This window comes from Prevotella sp. oral taxon 376 (assembly GCF_003043945.1).
Taxonomy (GTDB): domain Bacteria; phylum Bacteroidota; class Bacteroidia; order Bacteroidales; family Bacteroidaceae; genus Prevotella.
This window is the reverse complement of record NZ_PYXG01000001.1, coordinates 650,419-670,236: the sequence shown is the minus strand read 5'-3', so window position 1 is coordinate 670,236 and position 19,818 is coordinate 650,419. Positions and strand designations below refer to the sequence as shown.

Below are 19,818 nucleotides of genomic sequence, written 5' to 3'. Positions count from 1 at the left end.
CCAGTCTTAGTCGTCAATTCAAATAGAGAGGCAGATGAAAAAAATCAGTTTCCGTAACGATGTGTTGCCGCTGAAGAATACCCTTTATCGGTTAGCTCTCCGCATAACTCTCAATACTGCAGAGGCAGAGGACATCGTACAGGACACGCTGATTAAGGTCTGGGACAAGCGCGAAGGTTGGGATGATATAGAATCCATAGAAGCATTCAGCATGACAATATGCAGAAACCTTGCCCTCGACCGCATCAAGAAGGCCGACAACCAGAATGGCTCACTCGACGCCGTTCCATTTGAAACGCCAGATGCAGCATCTGACCCCTACGAGCAAATGATTCAGAAAGACAGGGTCGAACTGGTGAGGAGGCTCGTAGACTCTCTTCCAGAGAAGCAGCGCTCCTGCATGCAGTTGCGAGATTTCGAAGGAAAGTCCTATCGGGAAATTGCCGAAATCCTTGCTATCACTGAAGAACAGGTAAAGGTGAATATATTCAGGGCACGGCAGGCGATAAAGACAAGATTTAAAGAATTTGATAATTATGGACTATAAATACATTCAACAACTACTCGAGCGCTACTGGATGTGCGAGACCACTCTTGAAGAAGAGGAGATTCTTCGTGCATTCTTCTCTCAGAAGGAGGTTCCTGTTGGGCTTCTGCGCTATAAAGACCTGTTTGCTTACGAGCAGGCCGAGGTGCGAAACGATGTATTATCTGATGACTTTGATGAGCGTGTGCTCAAAATGATAAAGGAACCTGTTCCTGTCAAGGCGCGCGTTATCACTATGCAGCAGCGGTTGATGCCGCTCTTCAAGGCCGCAGCCGTGGTAGCCATTGTGCTTACGCTGGGCAATGCTATGCATCTATCAATGACCAACGATCAGGCCAATAAGATAGGCGCTACTGGTGATAGTTATCAGGTTATTAAGCACGGTACATCGGTTGCGATGGGAGACAGCGCGACGATGGATACGCTCAAGCAGAGTCGTATCGAGTCCGTGCAAGTGCAAGCGCACCCTTTATTGAAATAGACAAATTTCTATGCTTTCTCTATAATGTTTAGTAAAACAAGCAAACGAGGCTGTGAAGCTTCAAATTCTCTCAAATTTTTCATAACATACTAACGAAGAAGAGGGGTCGGATTTCCGGCCCCTCATTTATTTTATAAACATTCAAGATAGAAGCGCAATTTCTTATGGAGCGTCTGTAAGGATTGCCTTCCTTGAGGTAAGCGACCGTTCTGGGAGCGCGGCGGCAAGGTAATTCATCTACCGCGAGAGGGAATAAAATCAACCGGCAATACAAAAAGCAGAAAAGGGAGATTGCTATCTCCTGGCACGCTCATTGATTTGGCTGCCGGAGTAGCCAGTATCTATAGAAGATGACGATTCTCCGCTTATGGCCGATTTCTCTTTATTCCAGCAGTCTGAAAGCCCTTGTAGAGAGGAATCGGCTTTGTATGTATTAACACAAGTCAACCTTTGTGGCAGAGGCTTTTAGATGCCTGTCAGGATTACACTTGCTGCTGTGCCTGCCCCAGTTTAAGCATAGCGGTGGGCACGGCCTTTCTGATTTCTTCCACAAGCAGCTGGCGCAAGGTCTTTCGAATGAAATTTTTGCTGGTCATCATTACGATCTTGCGTGTAGGGGCGGGAATGGCAAAAGGCCTCACAAGTCGGGTCTGTTCTTCGTTGAGCTGCGACAAGGCGAGCTCCGGAATGAAGGTTAGCCCCTTGCCGTTCTCCACGATACGCATGAAGGTTTCTATACTTCCGAGGCTGTAGGCCTTCTTGCTGCGACGGGCGGCCTTGAGCTGGCAGTATTTCACGAGCTGGTCGCGGAAGCAGTGCCCCTCGTCCAGAAGCCATAGATATTCTCCTGTCAGGTCGGCCGTGCGTATTACCTTATTATTATATAAGGGGTCGTCCTTCGCCACATAGGCAAAGAATTGTTCATAGAAAAGCGGCTCGCAGTGAAAGTCGTCCAGTCCGTCGAGCATGGCGAGGATTCCCGCGTCGATATCTCCGTGGCGCAGGGCTTTCTTGATACTCTCGGTTTGCATCTCGTTGATTCGGATGTCCATGTCGGGATATTGCTTCATGAGCTGTGGGAAGAAGCGAGGAATGAGATAGGGGGCAATGGTAGGCAGGATGCCGATGTTGAAAGTTCCCAGCAACGACTGCTTGTCCTCTTCCACGAATTCCCTTATCTTGCGTGCTCTCACGATTACTTTCCAGGCTTGTTCTATAATGGTTAGGCCGATTGGCGTGGGTTTGACGGGCTGTGCCTTACGGTCGAAGATCTTCACCCCCAGTTCTTCCTCCAGTTTCTGTATCATGGAACTTAGAGTGGGCTGGGTTACATTGCAATGCTCTGCCGCTTTGGCAAAGTGCTTGTGCCGATATACGGCGATGATGTATTCTAATTGTTGTAGTGTCATAAGAATAGATCCTTTTCGGGCAAAGTTACTCCTTTTTTTCTGATAGCGGTTCATTCCGGGGTGAAAAAACGATTATTTTAGGGCAAAAAAACAATGAGCAGTCATCAAATAGCGACTGATTTCTGCGGATAATACATACTGGCGATTCAATTCTCCTATCACTTTGCCGACCGGAGAATAAAAATTATGATTACTGCTAATGCCTATGAATAGGAACTTTGCCTGTCCCTGATAGACAATTTCTATGTGCTGATAGAAATTATCTTTTTGCGCATATCGTCTTTCTTCTTACCTTTGCAACAAATAAACGACATAATAATAACTTTTTAAAAACATCACGATTATGAGTACAATTCTTTTGGGGGCTCTTTTCCCCTTGCTTTTGCAAACGAATATGACGATGCGTGATAATTTTTCAAAAAATGAGACAATGATGAATATACCAATGCCAGTACTCCCTTATGCGCCCAACGCGCTGGAGCCAGTTATCAGTGAACAGACCATTAGTTTCCATTACGGCAAGCATCTGCAGGGTTATGTGAATACCATCAACAAGCTTGTGGAGGGTACAGAGTTTGCGGGCAAGAGCCTTGAGGAGCTGGTTCGGACAGTTCCGGAGGGACCGATGTACAACAATGCGGGACAGGCTCTCAACCACAAGCTCTACTTCTTGCAGTTCCGCTCGCCGCGCAAGGACAATGCACCTATGGGGCGGATTGCGGCTACCATCGATGCCAATTTCGGTAGTTTCGAGGCTTTCAAGGAGCAGTTTGCCCAGGCGGCCATCTCGCTGTTCGGCTCAGGATGGGCTTGGTTGTCGCAGGATGGGAGCGGCAAGCTCGTCATTACCAAGGAGCCCAATGGCGGAAATCCGTCGCGTAGCGGACTGAATCCGCTGATGGGAATCGATGTGTGGGAGCATGCCTATTACCTCGACTATCAGAATCGCAGGGCAGACCATGTGGAAGCCGTGTGGGAACTGATCGACTGGGAGGTCGTAGAGAGCAGAATGAAATAACTCAATAAAACAACAATGACAATGGAACCAATTATCAATGCACAGGTACCGCAGTTCAAGGTACAAGGATTTCAGAACGACAGTTTTAAGACCGTCTCCAGCGAAGACATCAAGGGAAAGTGGGCCTTGTTCTTCTTCTATCCAGCTGACTTTACATTCGTCTGCCCTACGGAGCTGGAAGACCTGGCCGATTACTATGAGCAACTCAAGTCGATGGGCGTGGAGGTCTTCTCCGTCAGCACCGATTCCCATTTCGTGCACAAAGCATGGCATGACGCGTCGGAGACCATCAAGAAGTTGCCTTACACCATGCTCGCCGACCCCTTGGCGGTGTTAAGCCGGGGATTCGGAGTGTATAAGGAAGACGAGGGCGTGGCCTACAGGGGTACTTTCCTTGTGAATCCGGAAGGCCAGATTAAAATTGCCGAGATACAGGATAACAGTATAGGGCGTAATGCCGAAGAATTGGTGCGCAAGGTAGAGGCTGCCCAGTTCGTGGCCAGCCACGACGGCGAGGTTTGTCCGGCACGCTGGAAGAAGGGTGGGAAAACTCTTCGCCCGGGTATTGACTTGGTCGGGAAGCTCTAAAGATAATCCCCCGGACTCTCTCTGGGGGCCTTTCTTGATATTACCAGCCGTTTGTAATCCTGTTACAAACGGCTTGTAATCATGTTACAAGTATAATGTAACTAATCAATGAAAATGAAGAAATATCGAAATTGATGTAAACTAACTGATAATGAGGAGGAAATACACGAATTGGCATAATACTGCTCTGTTTGTAAAGGGCAGAAATATGCAGATTTAGGCAGAAGTTCAGTTACCAGAGTGTTACCCTATTTTGATGTAGGTAACGATGGTGCAGTATTCGGTAACTGAATTATTTTCGTTCGTGTGGCTGTTGCTTCGGTCGGCAGTTTTCTGCGTAAGTGAGGAACGCTTTAATTCGGGTAATTTTGCCCACAAATATTAAAGCGTATGAAAACAGAGAAAATGAAGGTGCTGCTCTACCTTAAAAAGAGCGGGCTTGACAAATCGGGGAAAGCTCCGATTATGGGACGTATTACCATTGGGCGTTCCATTGCCCAGTTTAGTTGTAAACTTTCCTGCAACCCCGACTTGTGGAATTCACGTGAGAGCAGGATGGACGGCAAGAGCCATGAGGCGGTGGAGGTTAACGGCTGGTTGGAAAATCTTCTGCTTTCCATTCAATCTGCCTATCAGTCGTTGATTGCCAAAGGACAGCCATTTGATGCAACCGATGTAAAGGAACAGTTTCAAGGCTGTGTGCAGGCACGATGTATGCTCATCGAGAGATTGGATATGCTCATTAAGGAGAAAGAAAGCCATATCGGTATAGACATCAAGAGGGACTCTATGTCTGCCTATCATTCCACTCGAAAACGATTGCAGGAGTTTATACAGAAGAAGTATCATGTTTCGGATTTGGCATTCTCGCAGTTGACAGAAAACTTCATCTACGAATTGCAAGCATTCTGTCTTAGTGAACTCGGGCATCAGCAAAGCACATTTTTCAGAGCTGCAGCAGATTTGAAGACTGTCTGCAGGCTGGCTTATCGTGAGAGGCTGGCTGATACGCTTCTGTTTGATAAAGTACATATAGAACGAGGAGACAAGAAAGCACCTAAAGCTCTTGACCAAGAAGCATTGGACAAGTTGAAGGCAATCTGCTTTGATGAGTTGGAAGAGGAAATGGAAACCGCTCGCGATGTGTTTCTCTTCGCTTGCTATACCGGTGCAGCTTATTGTGATTTGATGGAGCTAAGCAAGAAGCATCTTGTTCGTGATGATGCAGGTAGTTTGTGGTTGAAGTTCAACCGACAGAAGACGGGTGTGCTTTGTCGTATCAAGTTGTTGCCGGAAGCAGTTCGCTTAATTGAGAAAATGCACAGCGATGAAAGGGAAACACTGCTGCCTTGCATCAAATATCCCACTTATCAGTCCTGTCTCAAAGCCTTGCGACTACGGGCAGGTATTTCTTTTCCCTTTACCTCGCACACGGCAAGGCATACCTTTGCCACACTTATCACCTTAGAGCAGGGCGTTCCTATTGAAACAGTCAGCAAGATGCTCGGACATACGAACGTAAGTATGACCGAACGTTATGCAAAGGTAACACCACAGAAACTCTTTGAGGAATTCGACCGTTTCCTTTCTTTCACCGAAGATATGCATTTGACTATCTAATCTCTATACTTTGTATATTCTTATGCATTCATTTCAGAAATTAAAACAACAAGACAATGAGAAGTACATTCAAGACACTATTCTATATCAACAGACAGAAAACAAAGGCAGACGGCAAGACCACCATTCTCTGCCGTATCACCATAGACGGAAAAAGTACCGCCATTACCACAGGCGAGCAGTGCAAATCCTCCGAGTGGAACAGCAGGAAAGGACTGACAACCGACAAGAGAACCAATCAAAGAATTGGCGAGTTCAAAGAACTTGTAGAAAAGACCTATCAGGAGATATTGATAAAGGACGGAGTGGTAAGCGTGGAACTGCTCAAGAACCGTTTGCAGGGGATAGCCACCATGCCGACAACACTTCTTGCCATTAGCAAAGCAGAACTGCAATCCGTTAAAGAGTGCGTGGGCAAATCAAGGGCAGAGGGGACTTATCAGAATCTTCTCCATTCAGACAAGTTACTTACAGAGTTTGTAAAGGATAAGGGAATGACGGATATAGTCATAGCCACTATAACGGAAGACTTGTTTGAAGAATACCGTTTCTATCTGAAAAAACGAGACTTGGCAACAGCAACCATCAACCGCTACCTTTGTTGGTTGAGTAGGCTGATGTATCGTGCGGTCAGTCAAAGGCTCATTCGTTGCAATCCTTTTGAGAATGCCAAGTACGAGAAAACGGAACAGAAGATACACTTCTTGCAAAAGAGCGATGTTGCCAAACTCATGGTATTGAGAGTACTTGATAAGGAAGCAGAACAAGCAAGACGCATGTTTATCTTTGCCTGTTTCACGGGCTTGGCTATTGCTGATATGGAACATTTGCAATTTGGACACATTCAAACGGCAGCAGACGGACAGAAATATATCCGCAAGGAACGGCAGAAGACAAAGGTAGAGTTTATTGTGCCACTGCACCCGATAGCGGAGGCCATCATCAATCAATGTAAGGAAGAACAACCCAGCACGAAAGAAATGCAGACGGTGAAAGAAAAAGGTGACGACTTTATCTTTCACTGTGCTTGCAGCCGTAGCGTGATGAGTGCAAAGCTGAGCATCGTGGGCAAGGCTTGCGGTATCAGAGAACGGTTGTCCTACCACATGGCAAGGCACACGTTCGGCACGATGAGTTTAAGTGCAGGAATACCTATCGAAAGCATTGCCAAGATGATGGGACACGCTTCTATCTCAAGCACTCAAATCTACGCACAGGTGACAGACAATAAGATTTCGGAGGACATGGACAGGTTGATAAGGAAACATCAGACAAAAGAAACGAGGGAGGAAACCGTATGAATGTCAATCACCATCAAACAAAAAGAGACCGCAGTTATTTCGAGTGGGGCGACAGTATGCAAATTATTCGCAAAGGCAAAGGCGAAATAGCAATGACAGAGAGCGAATTGGTAGATTTCTTCGGTGTAACATGGAGGAAACTCAATTATCGATTGCAACTGCTTCTGAAAACATATACCCTACAATCCGAAGAAAGGGCCGCAGGGGAGGTGGAAGTCTACGTGAACGGACTGTTAAAAGGATATGCCCCGCTTTATCCGCTTTCAATCATCATCGCTTTGTCTTATCAATTGGACAGCACGGAAGCGCACTTGTTCAGAAAATACGTTTGCCAAAAGCTGCAACGCTCTGCACTTGTGATAGAGCAGATATACCTACACGGCAATGCCAGTATCAATTGATATACTTTTCCCTTTCACCGATATTATCTTACTACATAACTACAAGGAAAGGTAATACGGTGAAAGAAAAAGGGTTGGCGTGTAGTCAGGAAGGAGAGATTGCTATTACTACAACAAACTACAGTTTGCAAAGTTACGGCGAAAAGCAAGGTGGTACTTGTTCTATATTTCAAGCAATTTATATATCTTTGCAAAATACAACCGAGACTTTTAACGAGATGAGGGATATTAGAATTGAAAAGGGAATCAATAAAGGCAATGCTTTGCTTTTATGTGAATGGTCCAACGAACAAGGAAAAGAGTTTCAGGAGCAATGGATGGGTTCCGAAATTTCTTACCCGCTGGACTATGATAAAATAAAGGACTTGGGAAATGTATTTTCGATATTCAACCAAGGGGAATTTATCGGAATGATACAAGAAGTACGAATTGGTAAGGATAACATACACATAGGTAGATTTGTAATAGATCCCCGAAAAACAGGATTGGGCTTTGGGACTGAGGCCCTAAAAAGATTTGTAGATTTCATTCTTGAGGATGATAATATTAAAAGTATTTCCCTAACGGTCTTTGATTTCAACCAAAAAGCAAAGAGAATTTATGAGAAACTTGGGTTTGAAATCAATGAAGTAATTGAGACTCCAAGGCTGAAATACATTATGAAGAGATACAGGTAATTCCGAGTTTATCTAACTCAATACAACAGAGCAGTTTTAAAAAACTGCAAATCAATTTATCCGATAAAGAATGGCACTTGAAAGAGAGGCATCTCTGTCCAAGTGCCACATATCAGAGAGCCTTTACCTTATCCCATAGTCTTGAAGGATTCTGATACCAATACCTAAGTCGCTTCTGTTACCGAAATCATGCTCCCACACCAATCCATTTGATTGAAGGCTCTTATTGGTAGGAGTTCTTTCTACTTATTTATTTCATTGTATAATTCTTTTGTTCTAGATTCATCAACTAGTAATTCAAGAAAGATTTTAGTGTCGCTAGTGATTTCTGGTTTGTTTAGAAGAATATTGCCAAGTGTTCTAAGTCTACTAAGTTGCCCGACATGACATATTCTTGATTTCAAGATTGAGTTTGTCTTTATTGTTTTTACAAACTCTTCTGCTGACTTGTTGTCAAATTTTTCAAACATCCTTGAAATTCTTGGTGCTGCCGCATCAGAATAAAACGAAGTTCTGCTGAAACTATAACTTGCACCTTTATATCCTACATATGTCAGAGTTAAAGCTGCTACTAATCTTTCAACATATTCGTCTGGGATAACAGAACCAAACGATTCAAGTTCTCTTACAGACAAGGCTTCTTGTGCCCAGTTATCTAAGTTCTTTTCTAGATTTTGTATATGGGGGGCATAGATTAACTTTCTGGTTGCCGTAGACAAGTATCTTAAGCCGTCAATTAAGCTAAATAAATCAACCCCCTTCTTATTCTTCATTGCATCACCTTCAAGGTACATTTTATCAAAACGTTGTCCTATTTGTTGTCGTATTTCTTTTGGCGTTACTTTCCACAAAATAGGAAAACTTAATTCAATGTTAGAACGAAAACGCGTTGAGATTGTATCCCCAATGTAGTATGTAAACAATTTGTTACACATTTCTTTCTTATAAACTTCTGGTAAATCAATGAAAGCTTGTTCAACAGCTAATTCATGCTTGTCATAAGTATCCGTATCCATTTTAACGATATAATCGTTTACGTTGATTATTGGAATCGGAAACTCTTGTGATAACACATATTTGTTGCAATCTGCAATCATGTTTAGAACCTTAAAAAGGTTTGGATCGGAACTGTCTGGATGTCCGTCAAATATATTACGGGTTTCTCTTGCTTGATGTATGACTTTTTTTGCTTCCCAACTAAGAACACCTATTTTATACGCACCTTCTATTAAATCATAATCAGTAATGTTATTTTGGAAGTCTTCGTAAGTCTTTGCAGATTTATTCATTTCCTTATTAAACAAGTCCAAACTTCTATGTATTATTTTTCTTCTTAGATCATCACTTACTGCATTCCAATAGCATCCAATAGCACTTCTTAATCCACCAGCCTTCAAAACTAGTCTTGCTTCTTCAATATATTTATTCCCTATAAGTTCTTCTCTTACATTAGTTAGTTCTCTTTGTAAGTATTCAACTTTTTCAGCAGGAAGAATTATTTCTGTCGTTGTTTTTTTTACTATATTTACCATGTTCTTCTTTTTTTGTATAATAATCACTCTTTTCTTTATAGCCTTAGCTAATATCAAATTTCCTAATTCCCTTAGAAGTACGAAGTACATTCTCAAAATTCTCTTATAAGACAATTTTTGCCTTTTGCTAAGTATTGATTATCAGCGAGTTGCAAAATTGTATTTTTAAACCTTGAAAACGGTGTTCCCGACACATATGGAAAATATCCTTTTCGTATGCCGGAAACACGTTTTTCGTTAAGGCATTACGATGCTGCCATCATGCTATTTTGCGTTTACGATATCTTCCTGCGGGGCGAAGTCGAGACTTCGGATGTCGAAAGAATCACGCATGGCCGTACTCTTGGTAAACTGCACGTTCACCTGCTTTATGAGTTTCGCGCCCTTTGCCTTGGCTTCGACGGCCGTTGCTGCGCCCTCCGCCTTGATAGTGAGACGGAACGAACCGATGTCGCCCAGTCGCACGGTGTTGCCATTCTCCAAGGCCTCGATAACTTCGTATTGTAAGGCGTCCAACACAGCCTTCACGTCAGCACTCGACACGGTGGAGCGTTTCTCTATCCGCTTTACGATTTGCGCCAACGTTACCGGCGTGGTCGGTGCAGCCTGCGGATAAAACTCCACTTCTTCTTTCTTCAGCGGATTCTTCTTCGCTTGAATTACCTACTTTATCATATCGCTTAGAATTAAAGGGTTAGTAATGCCACAAAGATACTAAATTTTACGATGAAGCCAGCAGAATATCTGAACATTCTGCTAAGAGAATGCCGATTATTCCCTAATTTCACTTATAATCCTTGTCCTGCACACGTTAATTTCTATCTGTGCTTACTTGCGCTTTCAAAAAAAGTGTATTATTATTTTCTGGTGTTAATCGTGCCCCTATACCGTTGTTGCCAACATTCGGGCTTGATAGGCTTCGTGCTTTAACAATTCAAGACAAATTTAAAACACAGATCCTTTGATACGATCAAGACCATGTCAATCTTAGGAGTACGATCGGCTCAGTCTTTCCAGAACCACCAGTTCAGCTTTTCCTTTTCCCTATGCTCTGGCGGTGTCTGCGCGAAGTAAACGGCACATCTGAAAGCATACAGTACGCAACGGTCCTGCACCACTCCAGCATAGTCGTTGGACAAAGCAAAGAGTATTTCGGGGGCTTTGCCTTTCAAGTCTGCAACGGAGGTTATCCCGATATTCCACAAATCGGTTGCAAGCGATTTCCCTATTCCGGGAATCACCGTCAGTTCCTTAATTGTCTGCTCTTTGGTCATTGCACTTGACAAACTACAAGACAAGATTTCCGTCTCTGTCAATCTGCCAAAAAGGGTTGTAGGCTACCTCGAACACATAGCCGTCCAAATCCTTGAAATAGCCGCTGTATCCTCCCCAATACACTTTCTGTGCAGGTTTCACAATGGTTGCTCCGAGCCGTTGTGCTTCCTGCATCACGGCATTGACTTCCTCTTCCGATATGGCGTTATAACTGATTGTCATGCCCGAAAAGGCAGTCTGTTGATGGTATAACGTCGTATCTTTTTCCAATTCTTGCAGTGGGTATATCCCCAAGACTATCCCACCCAAAGGGAACAAGGCGTAAGTTTCCTGGCTCTGTTCCGACTTCTTCCAGCCCAATCCCTCATAGAAAGCCAATGCCTTTTGAAAGTCCTTTACTCCCAATGTAATCAAAGTGAATTTCTGTCTCATAAGTTGTATATTATTGAATTTGCCACAAAGTTACTCATTCTTAACGAGAAAGACGAATAAGTCAGCAGGAAACGTCCCTTGCGAAGGCTTTATCTTCGATAGTTCTTTTGCAATAGTTGGTTTATGTCGGAGAGTCGGTAGAGTATCTTCCCTGCAAACTGCGTGTAGGGAATGATTCTCCTGTCGCGGTAGTCCTGTAAAGTGCGGGGACTGATATACAGACGCTCGCACACTTCCTTGCCCGTGAGGAAAAGTTCGCCAGCAAAGAGTGGCTTGTGCGTCTGCGCCACTTCCACAATCCGTTTGCCTACACCTCTCAAGGCCGAGACGACCAGCTGCATCTCGTCCGTCTCCATGTTCAAGTCTCTTGCTGTTTCCATCATATCATTTTGTTTTTAGGTTTGTTCGACTTCATAAGAAGCAGTGCTTCCACATCCTCGCACTTGTAATAGCACTTGTGTCCGATTTGCGTAAACGGCAGCACGCCCGTATCACGATAATGCTGCAAGGTGCGTTTGCTGATATTCAGCAGCTGGCACACATCACCGTTGTGCAGCCAGTCCGTTTGCTTGCTTTTCTCTCCGAATGCCTTGTGGCAGCATTCCGCAAGGCTCAAGATTTCATCTCGAAGCTTTGCCCAATTGGTTTCCGTAATGACGTAATAGTTCATAATCATATTTTGTTATTGTTTGTTGTTTCAGTTCTTTCCTGTTTCTGCTGGCAAAGGTAATGGCGTACGTACGCCTCTCAAAGCCGTGGGGAACAGCAGGGAAGTATCGGGAACAATCGGGAAAAGAGCAATCCGTTTCATCGGTTCACATTTGCGTTTTCCTGCCCCGTCTTTTTTCTTTCATTGCAAAGACAATCCAAGCGAGTGCAGAGGAAAGTTCACTTATCCTTTGTCGAGCGCAGTTTGTCTTATGCAAAATTAATATTGGATATTTCTTATTCCATCACATTTCATTCAAGTGGCAGCTTGTGGCGCTATAACAAGGACAAAAGAGACAGATTGATGTTCTTGCCACTGCACAACTGAGGCTAATAAGGTAATCAAAGCAAAAGAGTACATCTGAGAGCAAACAACGACATCCGTATTTCAGCTAACCGATCTTTCCTATCATCTGTTTTTTGCTTAATGAGACGATAAATGCTCTTCTTGCCTGCCTATTCCCCTAAGAATTTTGCAGCAGACGAGCGCAACATTATGCAAGAAGGCTCTGAATGCTTGGAAGTTACACATTCTCACCCTAACTTCACTCTTGGAAACCAATTCAAGGGAATAATGAAAAAGAACACAGATGCAGGCAATACAGACAGCAGGAGAAATCCTCATCGAAGGGGTAGTTCATCCAAGAACGTAGAGATAGAAAACTACCTCTCCACACACTACGATTTTAGATACAATACAGTATTGGGTAGAACCGAATACCGAAGTAGGAACAGCGGCATATTTACAAAAGTCGGTCGTTATGAAATCAATACGCTTCGCAGGGAACTTGATTGCGATAAAAACATAGCGACTTCTGCCGAGAACCTTTATTCCATCATTGAAAGCAGCTTTTCTCCCCGTATCAATCCTGTGCAGGAGTATTTAAAAGGGTTACCATTGATAGATATAGGTGATGGTTGTAGCAATGGTGGTAGTTACAGTGGTAGTAGTGTTCTTACTTTCTTTTCACCAAAAGCAATTCCCGATTTGGCAAGCTGTGTTGTTGTCCGTAATTCTAACAAATGGTTGCCGTATCTTACCAAATGGCTTGTGGCGGTGGTCGGCAACGCAATCGACGACCGCGAGTGCCGTAACCATACCTGCCTCGTGTTGACAGGCGAGCAGGGAAAGTTCAAGACCACGTTCCTTGACCTGCTCTGTCCGCCGGCACTATATGGTTATAGTTACACAGGAAAGATATATCCGCAGGAGAAAGATACACTTACCTATATCGGGCAGAACCTTATCGTAAATATAGATGACCAGCTCAAAGCCCTCAATAAGCGGGACGAGAATGAGCTGAAAAACCTTATCACCTGTCCGATGGTCAAGTACCGTATGCCGTATGACAAATATGTTGAGGAGCATCCCCACTTGGCAAGCTTTGTGGCATCAGTGAACGGCAACGACTTTCTTACCGACCCGACAGGCAGCAGACGGTTTCTTCCTTTTGAAGTTCTTTCCATAGACATAGAGAAAGCCAAGCGTATTTCAATGGATAATGTCTATGCTGAAGCCAAAGCCCTGTTAAAGTCAGGTTTCCGCTATTGGTTTGACGATGATGAGATAGCCGAGCTATATAGGGAGAGTGAAGACTTTCAAGTACAGACTGCAGAAATGGAACTTTTGTTACGTTGTTTTGAAAAGCCAACGGAGGCTAATCCTCATAGCTCTTATATGACCACCACCGAGATAATCACCTACTTGGGACTTTATACGCACCATCCCTTATCCTTGAAGCACATGGGTGAGGCTCTAAGAAAGGCAGGCTTTGAAAAAGTAAGTAAGCGACGGGAGGGCGGTAGCCCTATCTATGTGTATAAGGTAAGGAAAATACTCCCATGTCCTTTGCTCAATAGTTGTAGTAGCCAAATGTAGTAGGCACATGTAGTAGGTTTGTAGTATGGCCTGATACTACAAAATAATATTGATTATCAATCACTTAATCACAAAATAGTATGTAGTAAGAAGAAAGATGAAAAAGTTTGGAGAGGAAAACTTTGGAAACGGTAAAACCATAAAACAGACAAGCATAAATAATTATCATTCAATCCATTAAAACATCAAAAACAATGAAAGAAGAAGATTTATCAGCTATCAAGCGATATTCCATCGTGGAATATCTCGAAAGTAAAGGCATCAAGCCTGTCCGCAAGACACCGACCTATGCCATGTACCACTCACCGCTCAGGGAGGAAACACATCCGAGTTTCAAGGTGGACACGGAAAAGAACCTTTGGATAGACTATGCCGAAGGCAGGGGTGGAAGCATCATCGACCTTTGCATGCGTTTGGAGGGCTGCACGCTCTCGGAAGCCATCTGCCGTTTGGGACAGAACGCTCCCGATAATACAACGCACAGCTACAGTTTTACAAATAGAGGAATATCCATCAGTCCAAATCAAAGAGAAAATGTAACGGCAAGCGGTACAAGGAGACAGATATGCCTATCAGACACCTTGTCGCCGCACTTACAGGAGTATTTCAAAAAGGAACGCTGTATTAATTTGGAAAAGGCAACACCCTTTCTCAAATGTATCAGTTACGAGGTAAGAGGAAGAAGATATGAAGCCATCGGCTTTGCCAACTCTTCGGGTGGCTATGAACTTCGGGACAACAATACGTTCAAGGGAACGGCCCCGAAGGGCATCACTCCGATATTTGAGGACATGGAACAGCCCGTTTGTCTGTTCGAGGGTTTTATGGACTTTCTCTCTTTTCTTTCAATGAAAGAGAAAGTAACCAACCAATGCCTTGTGATGAACTCTGTAAGCAATGTGGCCAGAAGTATTCGCTACCTAAACGAGAGAAGTATAACCTCCATTCGTGCTTTTCTTGATAATGACGATGCTGGGCGAAAGGCAGTGCAGGAATTTGTAAACACAGGTTTTAAGGTAGAAGATATGGCAGTGTATTATAGAGACTTCAAAGACCTCAACGATTTTCACGCCAGCCGTGTCCGTGAGCAACAGAAAAAGTTGGAGAAAACTCCAAATACAAGCAACAAAATAAAACAAGTCAAACTTAAAATAAGATAGAGTGATGAAAAAGGAAAGAAGAAATATGGAAGAAATAGATCGTTTCATAGGAAAAACTTTTGGTATGAGCCAAGCTGAAAATTCAAGTGAACAAACTGTCGCTGAATTCCGGGCAGAGGGAATGAAAAATATTCAAGAGCAAAAACAACAAGAAACAAAACATACCATAGAGCATGCCACGCCATCCGAGCCTGTACTGCATACAGAGCATGCAACTATTCAACGACGCATCAGTGCCAAGATGAGAAAGGAGACATTCGAAGCATACAAGCAAGCGTTCCTTGTTCCGACAAAGCTAAGTGAGAGAAAAGCGGTCTATCTGAGCAGGGAGACACAGGAACGTGCGGACTTCATTGTACGCAGATTAGGCGATAGGGGCAGCAACCTTTCAAGTTTCGTAGAAAACATTATCCGCCAACATCTAGAGGAATATGATGAGGACATAGAGAAATGGAGAAGACTGTAAGCCGTAAGAAAAAGGTCGAGGGTTTTCAGAAAAAGGAACGTCCCTTTCACTCAAAATCCTCGACCGTTTTAGGGTAGTACCAACAATAGATTTTTACTGAACACATTGAATGGTGGGAATGCCACGAACACAGTTAATCTTCTGAATGCATAGCATTCATTTTTGGACGACAAAACGCTTTATGCGTAAACGTTTCGTTAGCTGACATTGCAAGACGTCAGTTTGTACCCACAAACTGCGCTTGCTCCCCTCGTTTAATTGTCGGGGAGATTAGACCGTAATCACTCCGTTCTCATCGGTCAGTGTTCAGAAATTAAGCAAGATTGAAAACAAAGAAAAGAGGACTTTTATATGAACAGATATGATAGCAGAACTGCCAAATGGCAGCAACGAGGTAAAGAAGAAGCGAGGATGAACAAGACGGAGTTCATCAAGGTAAGATGCACCTTAGAGGAAAAGCAGCGCATCAAGTCAAAGGCGGAAAGCACAAGACGGAAGTTCTCAGACTACTGCCGTGAAATACTCCTTAATGGAGAAGTGGTTGCCATTCCTAAGATGACGGACAATGAGAGAGAAGCCATTGCCATTCTCCAGCATACGGGCAGGTTCTATGGGCAGATTTCCAACCTTATTAAAGTCAAGGATGAGAGATGGGTACATATCACACAGAACCTTTCGCTATGTGCCAAAGAAGCATTTAAGCGATTTTACGACCCGCATTTTCGTGTGGACGACGAAATATATAAGGTCTTAAATATGTCGAGAGATGATAGGAAAATGTAAGGCGATAGCGCATGGCAGCACGGCTTTGGATTATATTTTCAGAGAGGGAAAGCTCGGTAATCGGCTTGCCTTCCACAATCTTTGCAGCAGAGAACCGAAAGCAATCTATGAGGAAATGAAAGTGGTCAGCGATTATAACAGTCGTTGCAGAAACAAGTTCCTCCGCATTGAAATCGGTATAGCACCTCAGGATGAGAAGAAACTACCCGTATCTGAACTCATGCGGATAGCCCATCTGTTTGCCAAACAAATGGGACTTAACAACCACCAATGGGTAGCAGTAACGCACAAGGACACCGATAACAGGCATATCCATATCATTGCCAACCGCATCAGCCTGTATGGGGAGGTCTATGACACCACTTTTGTAAGCAACAGGGCAGCAAGAGTGGCGGAGGAAATAAGTCGCTCGAAAGGCTTGACCATTGCAAAGGAAGTAAAGGCTGAAAGGATGCATCAGAAAGCAAAATCCAATCCTACGAGAGAGCAAACGAAGCAGCAGGTACAAAAGATTTGCTACACCTTGCTTGAAAAGTATAAAGGAACAGGCATCACAGGGCATTCAATGTTTCTTTACGACCTAAATAAGAACGACATCGCCATAGAGCGCATGAAGAACAAGCAGGGCAAAGTATATGGTTTGAAGTTCTCCTTCAATGGACAAAGCTTCAAGGCTTCCGAAATCGGCAGGGAGTTCGGCTACCGTTCTTTGCAAAAGAACTTTGAAGCAGGCAATAAAGCCGAAACAAAGGAGATAATGACAAAAGCTCAAATAATGGCGCACAAGCAGGAAAAGAGCAAACCCCAACCGGATACAGCCTATCAACTTGTTCCTCCCAGCCGTTCGTACACACCGCCTACAAAAGCAAACGAAACTTCACCTATTGCACAAGCCGTAGGAAATGTAGCAAGCACTGTCTTGAATGCTGCTGAAGAAATAATTTCGGGAGCAGGTGGACTTATCAATCCACAGACACATGGCGATGATTATGCTGAGACGGTATGGCAACGAAAACTCAGAAACCAAGCCAAGAAAAAGAAGAAACGAGGAAGAGGAATATAACCATTCTCCTCATTTTTCAATCTTTCCAAACAACAGATGACGCAAAAGAGTGAAAATCTTATCAAAAACGCTTGTTATTCAAAGCAAATGATTATCTTTGCAAATAGAATAACAAGCGTTCTTTGTTGATGTAGAAATATGCGATAGAAAGTACTTCGCTCGTTTCCAAATCGTTACCTGTTTAGTTTTTACAGCGAGGTAACTTCTTCTTTCTCAATTAGATACGTTTTAGAAATCATCTTATAATGTAATACCGCCGTAGACAATTTCGAGGATACAAGAACCTAAGTTCTCGGGAGAAAAACAACAACCGGCCGCTTATTTACGGGAAATAAGCGGCCGGCCTGTCTGCGAACGCGGAGAGACGGGGATTCGAACCCCGGAACCGCTTTAGACGGTTACACGCTTTCCAGGCGTGCCTCTTCAGCCACTCGAGCATCTCTCCAAATCGGTTACAAAAGTATAGTTTTTATTCGAGAATCAGAAGCTTTTGGTCATCTATTTAAATTTCTTTAAACATTCAAAGTCCGCATCTCAGGCGTAAATTCTTAGGTAATTTGCTCACTACCAAGTGATAAGACTGATCAATCAGGCTATGGATGCACTTGTCCGGGACATCACTTTGGAGAGAGACATCGCTCCAATGTTTCTTGTTCCAATGATAGGCAGGGGTAATCCCCACAAACTCTTCCCGCAGTTCCTCATTGGTCTCGGGCAATAGCTTGAGAGCTATGACAGACCCAAGGGCGCCCAGGTTAATACACATGAATATCTTCTGCCCGACGCGGAAGGTGAGGCAGTCTTCCCCAAAAGGCATGTCCTCTGTTACTCCTTTCAGGGACAAGGCGTAGGCCCGGACTTCTTCTATATTCATTTCCTATTCTTCCAAATGAAACACTCGCCGCACATTCTCATTCGTCTGGCGGGCCACTTCTTCCTCGCTTACGCCGTAGCTTTCGGCCAGTTGACGCACGACGGAAACAAGAAAGCCGCTCTCGTTACGACTGCCCCGATGGGGAACCGGGGCCATATAGGGGCTGTCGGTCTCCAAAACGATGCGACTCAAAGGGACATGGGCGGGCAGATCTTCCCGCAGATGACTGCTCTTGAATGTAGACACGCCGCCTATGCCGAGCATGAAGCCATCCAACGAAAGCAGCTCGAGAGCCTCCCTGCCGTTACCGGTGAAGCAATGGAACACGCCGCCCACCAGGTTTTTCCTATATAGCTTGAGAATGCGGAGGAGCTCGTTCTGCGCCTTTCGGCAATGTATCATCAACGGGAGCCGGTACTCAACGGCCCACTTCACCTGTTCTTCGAAGGCTGCCAGCTGTTCTTTCTCAAACTCCCGCGTCCAATAGAAGTCGAGTCCCACCTCGCCGACAGCAAGGATTTCAGCCCCACCCAGCATGGGGTGTTCCTCCTTAGAGGCGAGATAGCGCTTCATCTGGCCCAAGACTTCCTGCCAGTCGGCACCCACTTCCTCGGGTTGCAGCCCCACCATGGGGTACAGATAGCCGGGAAAAGAGCGGCATGCCTCCTCCATTGTCGGAATGGATGACAGGTTGACGCAGGGCAGGAAGACCTTGCTGACACCAGCTTCCCGTGCCCTTGCGATGACTTCCGGCAAGTCCTCGCGAAACTCCTCAGCGTCTAAGTGAGCGTGTGTATCTATGAAATTCAATGTCTTAAAAGTTTAATCCTAATAATTATGTTCCTCATGCCGGCGGTAATAATAAATTACCCCGAACTTCCGACACGCCTCGAAACGCGTCTCGGGAGGCTCGCCCTCATAATGCTTCTCTATCTGATTCCACAAGTTGAGTATCACCTCGTCTACCTGGGGGCGGAGTTCCTGAATGTCGCCGGAATCTCTTTGCGTGCGCTCCAGCAAAGCCTGTTGCTGCCGCACGGCATCGACAAAGATATCGTAATGGGTATTCAGCATACCCAGCGAGGGGTTATAGATAGGCCGGCCACCTTTCCTGACGCGCGCCCTCTCGCCTTCGATAATCTTCTTTCCCCACTCCATGAGCTTGCCGGAGGTCGTGATGTCGGGCACGGCTGTGGCATCCTGCGGAAGACCGTACAGCTCCAGAAGGCCGCGCCTGATTTCTCCACGCTCCATGCTCATGATCAGCACCTGTACGAAGTGGCTCACATAGATCCACGCGTTATGGTGTAGTTTGCCCATGCGCGTATTATAGCGCTTCAGTGCCAGCTTACTTAGGCGAAGCTGTTCGGTGGCCGTCAGCAGCCGGTCGTACAGCGGCTGGGCCATATTGAGCGTTTTCCAGTCGATAAACCTGTTGCGGGCGGTATAGATATCGTTGTTGTCAAGCAGCGTCTTCAAGGCTTTCAGACGGGCTGCATCACTCTTGGGTAATCTTCTGTAGGGCACTTATTGTGAAATAATTTATTTTTGGGATTCAATGTTTTACACGCATCCGACCCATCTAAGGGAAGCTGGAGGAGAGG

At 44.6% G+C, this 19,818-nt stretch carries 23 protein-coding genes and 1 tRNA gene; 13 read left to right on the top strand and 11 right to left on the bottom strand.

The features are described from left to right. The first annotated feature begins 34 nt into the window (after window positions 1–34). Both C7120_RS03040 and C7120_RS03035 read left to right on the top strand, forming a co-directional pair. Entirely contained in the window at window positions 35–547 is a 513-nt protein-coding gene (locus tag C7120_RS03040) for an RNA polymerase sigma factor (protein ID WP_107620293.1), read from the top strand. Then, window positions 537–1,028, top strand: coding sequence for a pyruvate ferredoxin oxidoreductase (locus tag C7120_RS03035; RefSeq protein ID WP_107620292.1), 492 nt, complete (start codon window positions 537–539; stop codon window positions 1,026–1,028). Before C7120_RS03040 ends, C7120_RS03035 begins: the two co-directional genes overlap by 11 nt. A gap of 482 nt (window positions 1,029–1,510) precedes the next feature. Here the strand turns inward: C7120_RS03035 and C7120_RS03030 are convergent, their stop codons facing one another. Further along, window positions 1,511–2,437: a hydrogen peroxide-inducible genes activator gene (locus C7120_RS03030; protein ID WP_107621357.1), complete on the bottom strand. Its 927-nt coding sequence runs from the start codon at window positions 2,435–2,437 to the stop codon at window positions 1,511–1,513. 430 nt (window positions 2,438–2,867) lie between these two features. On the opposite strand from C7120_RS03030, the gene C7120_RS03025 reads away from it, so the two are divergent. From C7120_RS03025 to C7120_RS03000, 6 genes are all read left to right on the top strand, one after another. Continuing rightward, a complete protein-coding gene (locus C7120_RS03025) occupies window positions 2,868–3,455 on the top strand; it encodes a superoxide dismutase (RefSeq protein ID WP_304590086.1) in 588 nt (195 codons plus the stop codon). A 21-nt stretch (window positions 3,456–3,476) separates the two neighbouring features. Further along, a complete protein-coding gene (ahpC, locus tag C7120_RS03020; protein WP_107620290.1) occupies window positions 3,477–4,043 on the top strand; it encodes an alkyl hydroperoxide reductase subunit C in 567 nt (188 codons plus the stop codon). A gap of 390 nt (window positions 4,044–4,433) precedes the next feature. Next, window positions 4,434–5,663 (top strand): site-specific integrase, encoded by a 1,230-nt coding sequence (locus C7120_RS03015; protein ID WP_107620289.1) that lies wholly within the window; start codon window positions 4,434–4,436, stop codon window positions 5,661–5,663. A 56-nt stretch (window positions 5,664–5,719) separates the two neighbouring features. Then, window positions 5,720–6,964 (top strand): site-specific integrase, encoded by a 1,245-nt coding sequence (locus tag C7120_RS03010; RefSeq protein WP_107620288.1) that lies wholly within the window; start codon window positions 5,720–5,722, stop codon window positions 6,962–6,964. After that, on the top strand, window positions 6,961–7,365 hold the full coding sequence (locus C7120_RS14110) for a hypothetical protein (protein ID WP_107620287.1): 405 nt from the start codon (window positions 6,961–6,963) through the stop codon (window positions 7,363–7,365). Before C7120_RS03010 ends, C7120_RS14110 begins: the two co-directional genes overlap by 4 nt. 59 nt (window positions 7,366–7,424) lie before the next feature. Next, window positions 7,425–8,042, top strand: a complete 618-nt coding sequence (locus C7120_RS03000) for a GNAT family N-acetyltransferase (protein ID WP_233247004.1) — start codon at window positions 7,425–7,427, stop codon at window positions 8,040–8,042. A gap of 242 nt (window positions 8,043–8,284) precedes the next feature. On the opposite strand, the gene C7120_RS02995 is transcribed toward C7120_RS03000, so the two are convergent. From C7120_RS02995 to C7120_RS02965, 6 genes are all read right to left on the bottom strand, one after another. Then, the gene (locus C7120_RS02995) at window positions 8,285–9,574 is read right to left on the bottom strand and encodes a hypothetical protein (RefSeq protein ID WP_233247003.1); all 1,290 of its coding nucleotides are present in this window, start codon (window positions 9,572–9,574) and stop codon (window positions 8,285–8,287) included. Window positions 9,575–9,838: 264 nt separating this feature from the next. Next, window positions 9,839–10,234, bottom strand: coding sequence for an HU family DNA-binding protein (locus tag C7120_RS02990; RefSeq protein WP_304590100.1), 396 nt, complete (start codon window positions 10,232–10,234; stop codon window positions 9,839–9,841). 344 nt (window positions 10,235–10,578) lie between these two features. Continuing rightward, entirely contained in the window at window positions 10,579–10,848 is a 270-nt protein-coding gene (locus C7120_RS02980) for a helix-hairpin-helix domain-containing protein (protein WP_107620284.1), read from the bottom strand. 13 nt (window positions 10,849–10,861) lie between these two features. Beyond that, the gene (locus tag C7120_RS02975) at window positions 10,862–11,281 is read right to left on the bottom strand and encodes a VOC family protein (RefSeq protein ID WP_013613459.1); all 420 of its coding nucleotides are present in this window, start codon (window positions 11,279–11,281) and stop codon (window positions 10,862–10,864) included. Window positions 11,282–11,370: 89 nt separating this feature from the next. After that, window positions 11,371–11,664 carry a helix-turn-helix domain-containing protein gene (locus tag C7120_RS02970; protein WP_107620283.1) on the bottom strand — a complete coding sequence of 98 codons (294 nt, stop codon included), beginning with the start codon at window positions 11,662–11,664 and terminating at the stop codon, window positions 11,371–11,373. Further along, on the bottom strand, window positions 11,661–11,951 hold the full coding sequence (locus C7120_RS02965; RefSeq protein ID WP_107621356.1) for a helix-turn-helix domain-containing protein: 291 nt from the start codon (window positions 11,949–11,951) through the stop codon (window positions 11,661–11,663). The genes C7120_RS02970 and C7120_RS02965 overlap by 4 nt, the downstream gene beginning before the upstream one ends. A gap of 477 nt (window positions 11,952–12,428) precedes the next feature. Between C7120_RS02965 and C7120_RS02960 the strand changes: the two genes are divergently transcribed. The 5 genes from C7120_RS02960 to C7120_RS02940 all read left to right on the top strand — a co-directional run bounded on the left by C7120_RS02960 (window position 12,429) and on the right by C7120_RS02940 (window position 17,340). Further along, window positions 12,429–13,868 (top strand): VapE domain-containing protein, encoded by a 1,440-nt coding sequence (locus C7120_RS02960; RefSeq protein ID WP_107620282.1) that lies wholly within the window; start codon window positions 12,429–12,431, stop codon window positions 13,866–13,868. 194 nt (window positions 13,869–14,062) lie between these two features. Continuing rightward, the gene (locus tag C7120_RS02955) at window positions 14,063–15,028 is read left to right on the top strand and encodes a toprim domain-containing protein (protein WP_107620281.1); all 966 of its coding nucleotides are present in this window, start codon (window positions 14,063–14,065) and stop codon (window positions 15,026–15,028) included. 4 nt (window positions 15,029–15,032) lie between these two features. After that, window positions 15,033–15,494 (top strand): DUF3408 domain-containing protein, encoded by a 462-nt coding sequence (locus C7120_RS02950; RefSeq protein WP_107620280.1) that lies wholly within the window; start codon window positions 15,033–15,035, stop codon window positions 15,492–15,494. Between the two features lie 351 nt (window positions 15,495–15,845). After that, entirely contained in the window at window positions 15,846–16,277 is a 432-nt protein-coding gene (locus C7120_RS02945; protein WP_004384745.1) for a hypothetical protein, read from the top strand. Continuing rightward, window positions 16,261–17,340 carry a relaxase/mobilization nuclease domain-containing protein gene (locus tag C7120_RS02940; RefSeq protein ID WP_107620279.1) on the top strand — a complete coding sequence of 360 codons (1,080 nt, stop codon included), beginning with the start codon at window positions 16,261–16,263 and terminating at the stop codon, window positions 17,338–17,340. Before C7120_RS02945 ends, C7120_RS02940 begins: the two co-directional genes overlap by 17 nt. Before the next feature lie 357 nt (window positions 17,341–17,697). Here C7120_RS02940 and C7120_RS02930 read toward each other — a convergent pair. The 4 genes from C7120_RS02930 to C7120_RS02915 all read right to left on the bottom strand — a co-directional run bounded on the left by C7120_RS02930 (window position 17,698) and on the right by C7120_RS02915 (window position 19,741). Next, window positions 17,698–17,785 (bottom strand) — tRNA-Ser (locus C7120_RS02930). Between the two features lie 75 nt (window positions 17,786–17,860). Next, window positions 17,861–18,214, bottom strand: a complete 354-nt coding sequence (locus C7120_RS02925) for an MmcQ/YjbR family DNA-binding protein (protein WP_107620278.1) — start codon at window positions 18,212–18,214, stop codon at window positions 17,861–17,863. 3 nt (window positions 18,215–18,217) lie between these two features. Further along, on the bottom strand, window positions 18,218–19,024 hold the full coding sequence (locus C7120_RS02920; protein WP_107620277.1) for a TatD family hydrolase: 807 nt from the start codon (window positions 19,022–19,024) through the stop codon (window positions 18,218–18,220). A gap of 18 nt (window positions 19,025–19,042) precedes the next feature. Then, window positions 19,043–19,741 (bottom strand): hypothetical protein, encoded by a 699-nt coding sequence (locus C7120_RS02915; RefSeq protein ID WP_107620276.1) that lies wholly within the window; start codon window positions 19,739–19,741, stop codon window positions 19,043–19,045. Between the last annotated feature and the right edge of the window lie 77 nt (window positions 19,742–19,818).

Bases quoted from the DNA above. Each gene is read 5' to 3' on its own strand.
- C7120_RS03040 (WP_107620293.1), top strand. From the start codon at position 35: ATGAAAAAAATCAGTTTCCGTAACGATGTGTTGCCGCTGAAGAATACC.
- C7120_RS03035 (WP_107620292.1), top strand. From the start codon at position 537: ATGGACTATAAATACATTCAACAACTACTCGAGCGCTACTGGATGTGC.
- C7120_RS03030 (WP_107621357.1), bottom strand. From the start codon at position 2,437: ATGACACTACAACAATTAGAATACATCATCGCCGTATATCGGCACAAG.
- C7120_RS03025 (WP_304590086.1), top strand. From the start codon at position 2,868: ATGATGAATATACCAATGCCAGTACTCCCTTATGCGCCCAACGCGCTG.
- ahpC (WP_107620290.1), top strand. From the start codon at position 3,477: ATGGAACCAATTATCAATGCACAGGTACCGCAGTTCAAGGTACAAGGA.
- C7120_RS03015 (WP_107620289.1), top strand. From the start codon at position 4,434: ATGAAAACAGAGAAAATGAAGGTGCTGCTCTACCTTAAAAAGAGCGGG.
- C7120_RS03010 (WP_107620288.1), top strand. From the start codon at position 5,720: ATGAGAAGTACATTCAAGACACTATTCTATATCAACAGACAGAAAACA.
- C7120_RS14110 (WP_107620287.1), top strand. From the start codon at position 6,961: ATGAATGTCAATCACCATCAAACAAAAAGAGACCGCAGTTATTTCGAG.
- C7120_RS02995 (WP_233247003.1), bottom strand. From the start codon at position 9,574: ATGGTAAATATAGTAAAAAAAACAACGACAGAAATAATTCTTCCTGCT.
- C7120_RS02980 (WP_107620284.1), bottom strand. From the start codon at position 10,848: ATGACCAAAGAGCAGACAATTAAGGAACTGACGGTGATTCCCGGAATA.
- C7120_RS02975 (WP_013613459.1), bottom strand. From the start codon at position 11,281: ATGAGACAGAAATTCACTTTGATTACATTGGGAGTAAAGGACTTTCAA.
- C7120_RS02970 (WP_107620283.1), bottom strand. From the start codon at position 11,664: ATGATGGAAACAGCAAGAGACTTGAACATGGAGACGGACGAGATGCAG.
- C7120_RS02965 (WP_107621356.1), bottom strand. From the start codon at position 11,951: ATGAACTATTACGTCATTACGGAAACCAATTGGGCAAAGCTTCGAGAT.
- C7120_RS02960 (WP_107620282.1), top strand. From the start codon at position 12,429: ATGCTCTTCTTGCCTGCCTATTCCCCTAAGAATTTTGCAGCAGACGAG.
- C7120_RS02955 (WP_107620281.1), top strand. From the start codon at position 14,063: ATGAAAGAAGAAGATTTATCAGCTATCAAGCGATATTCCATCGTGGAA.
- C7120_RS02950 (WP_107620280.1), top strand. From the start codon at position 15,033: ATGAAAAAGGAAAGAAGAAATATGGAAGAAATAGATCGTTTCATAGGA.
- C7120_RS02945 (WP_004384745.1), top strand. From the start codon at position 15,846: ATGAACAGATATGATAGCAGAACTGCCAAATGGCAGCAACGAGGTAAA.
- C7120_RS02940 (WP_107620279.1), top strand. From the start codon at position 16,261: ATGATAGGAAAATGTAAGGCGATAGCGCATGGCAGCACGGCTTTGGAT.
- C7120_RS02925 (WP_107620278.1), bottom strand. From the start codon at position 18,214: ATGAATATAGAAGAAGTCCGGGCCTACGCCTTGTCCCTGAAAGGAGTA.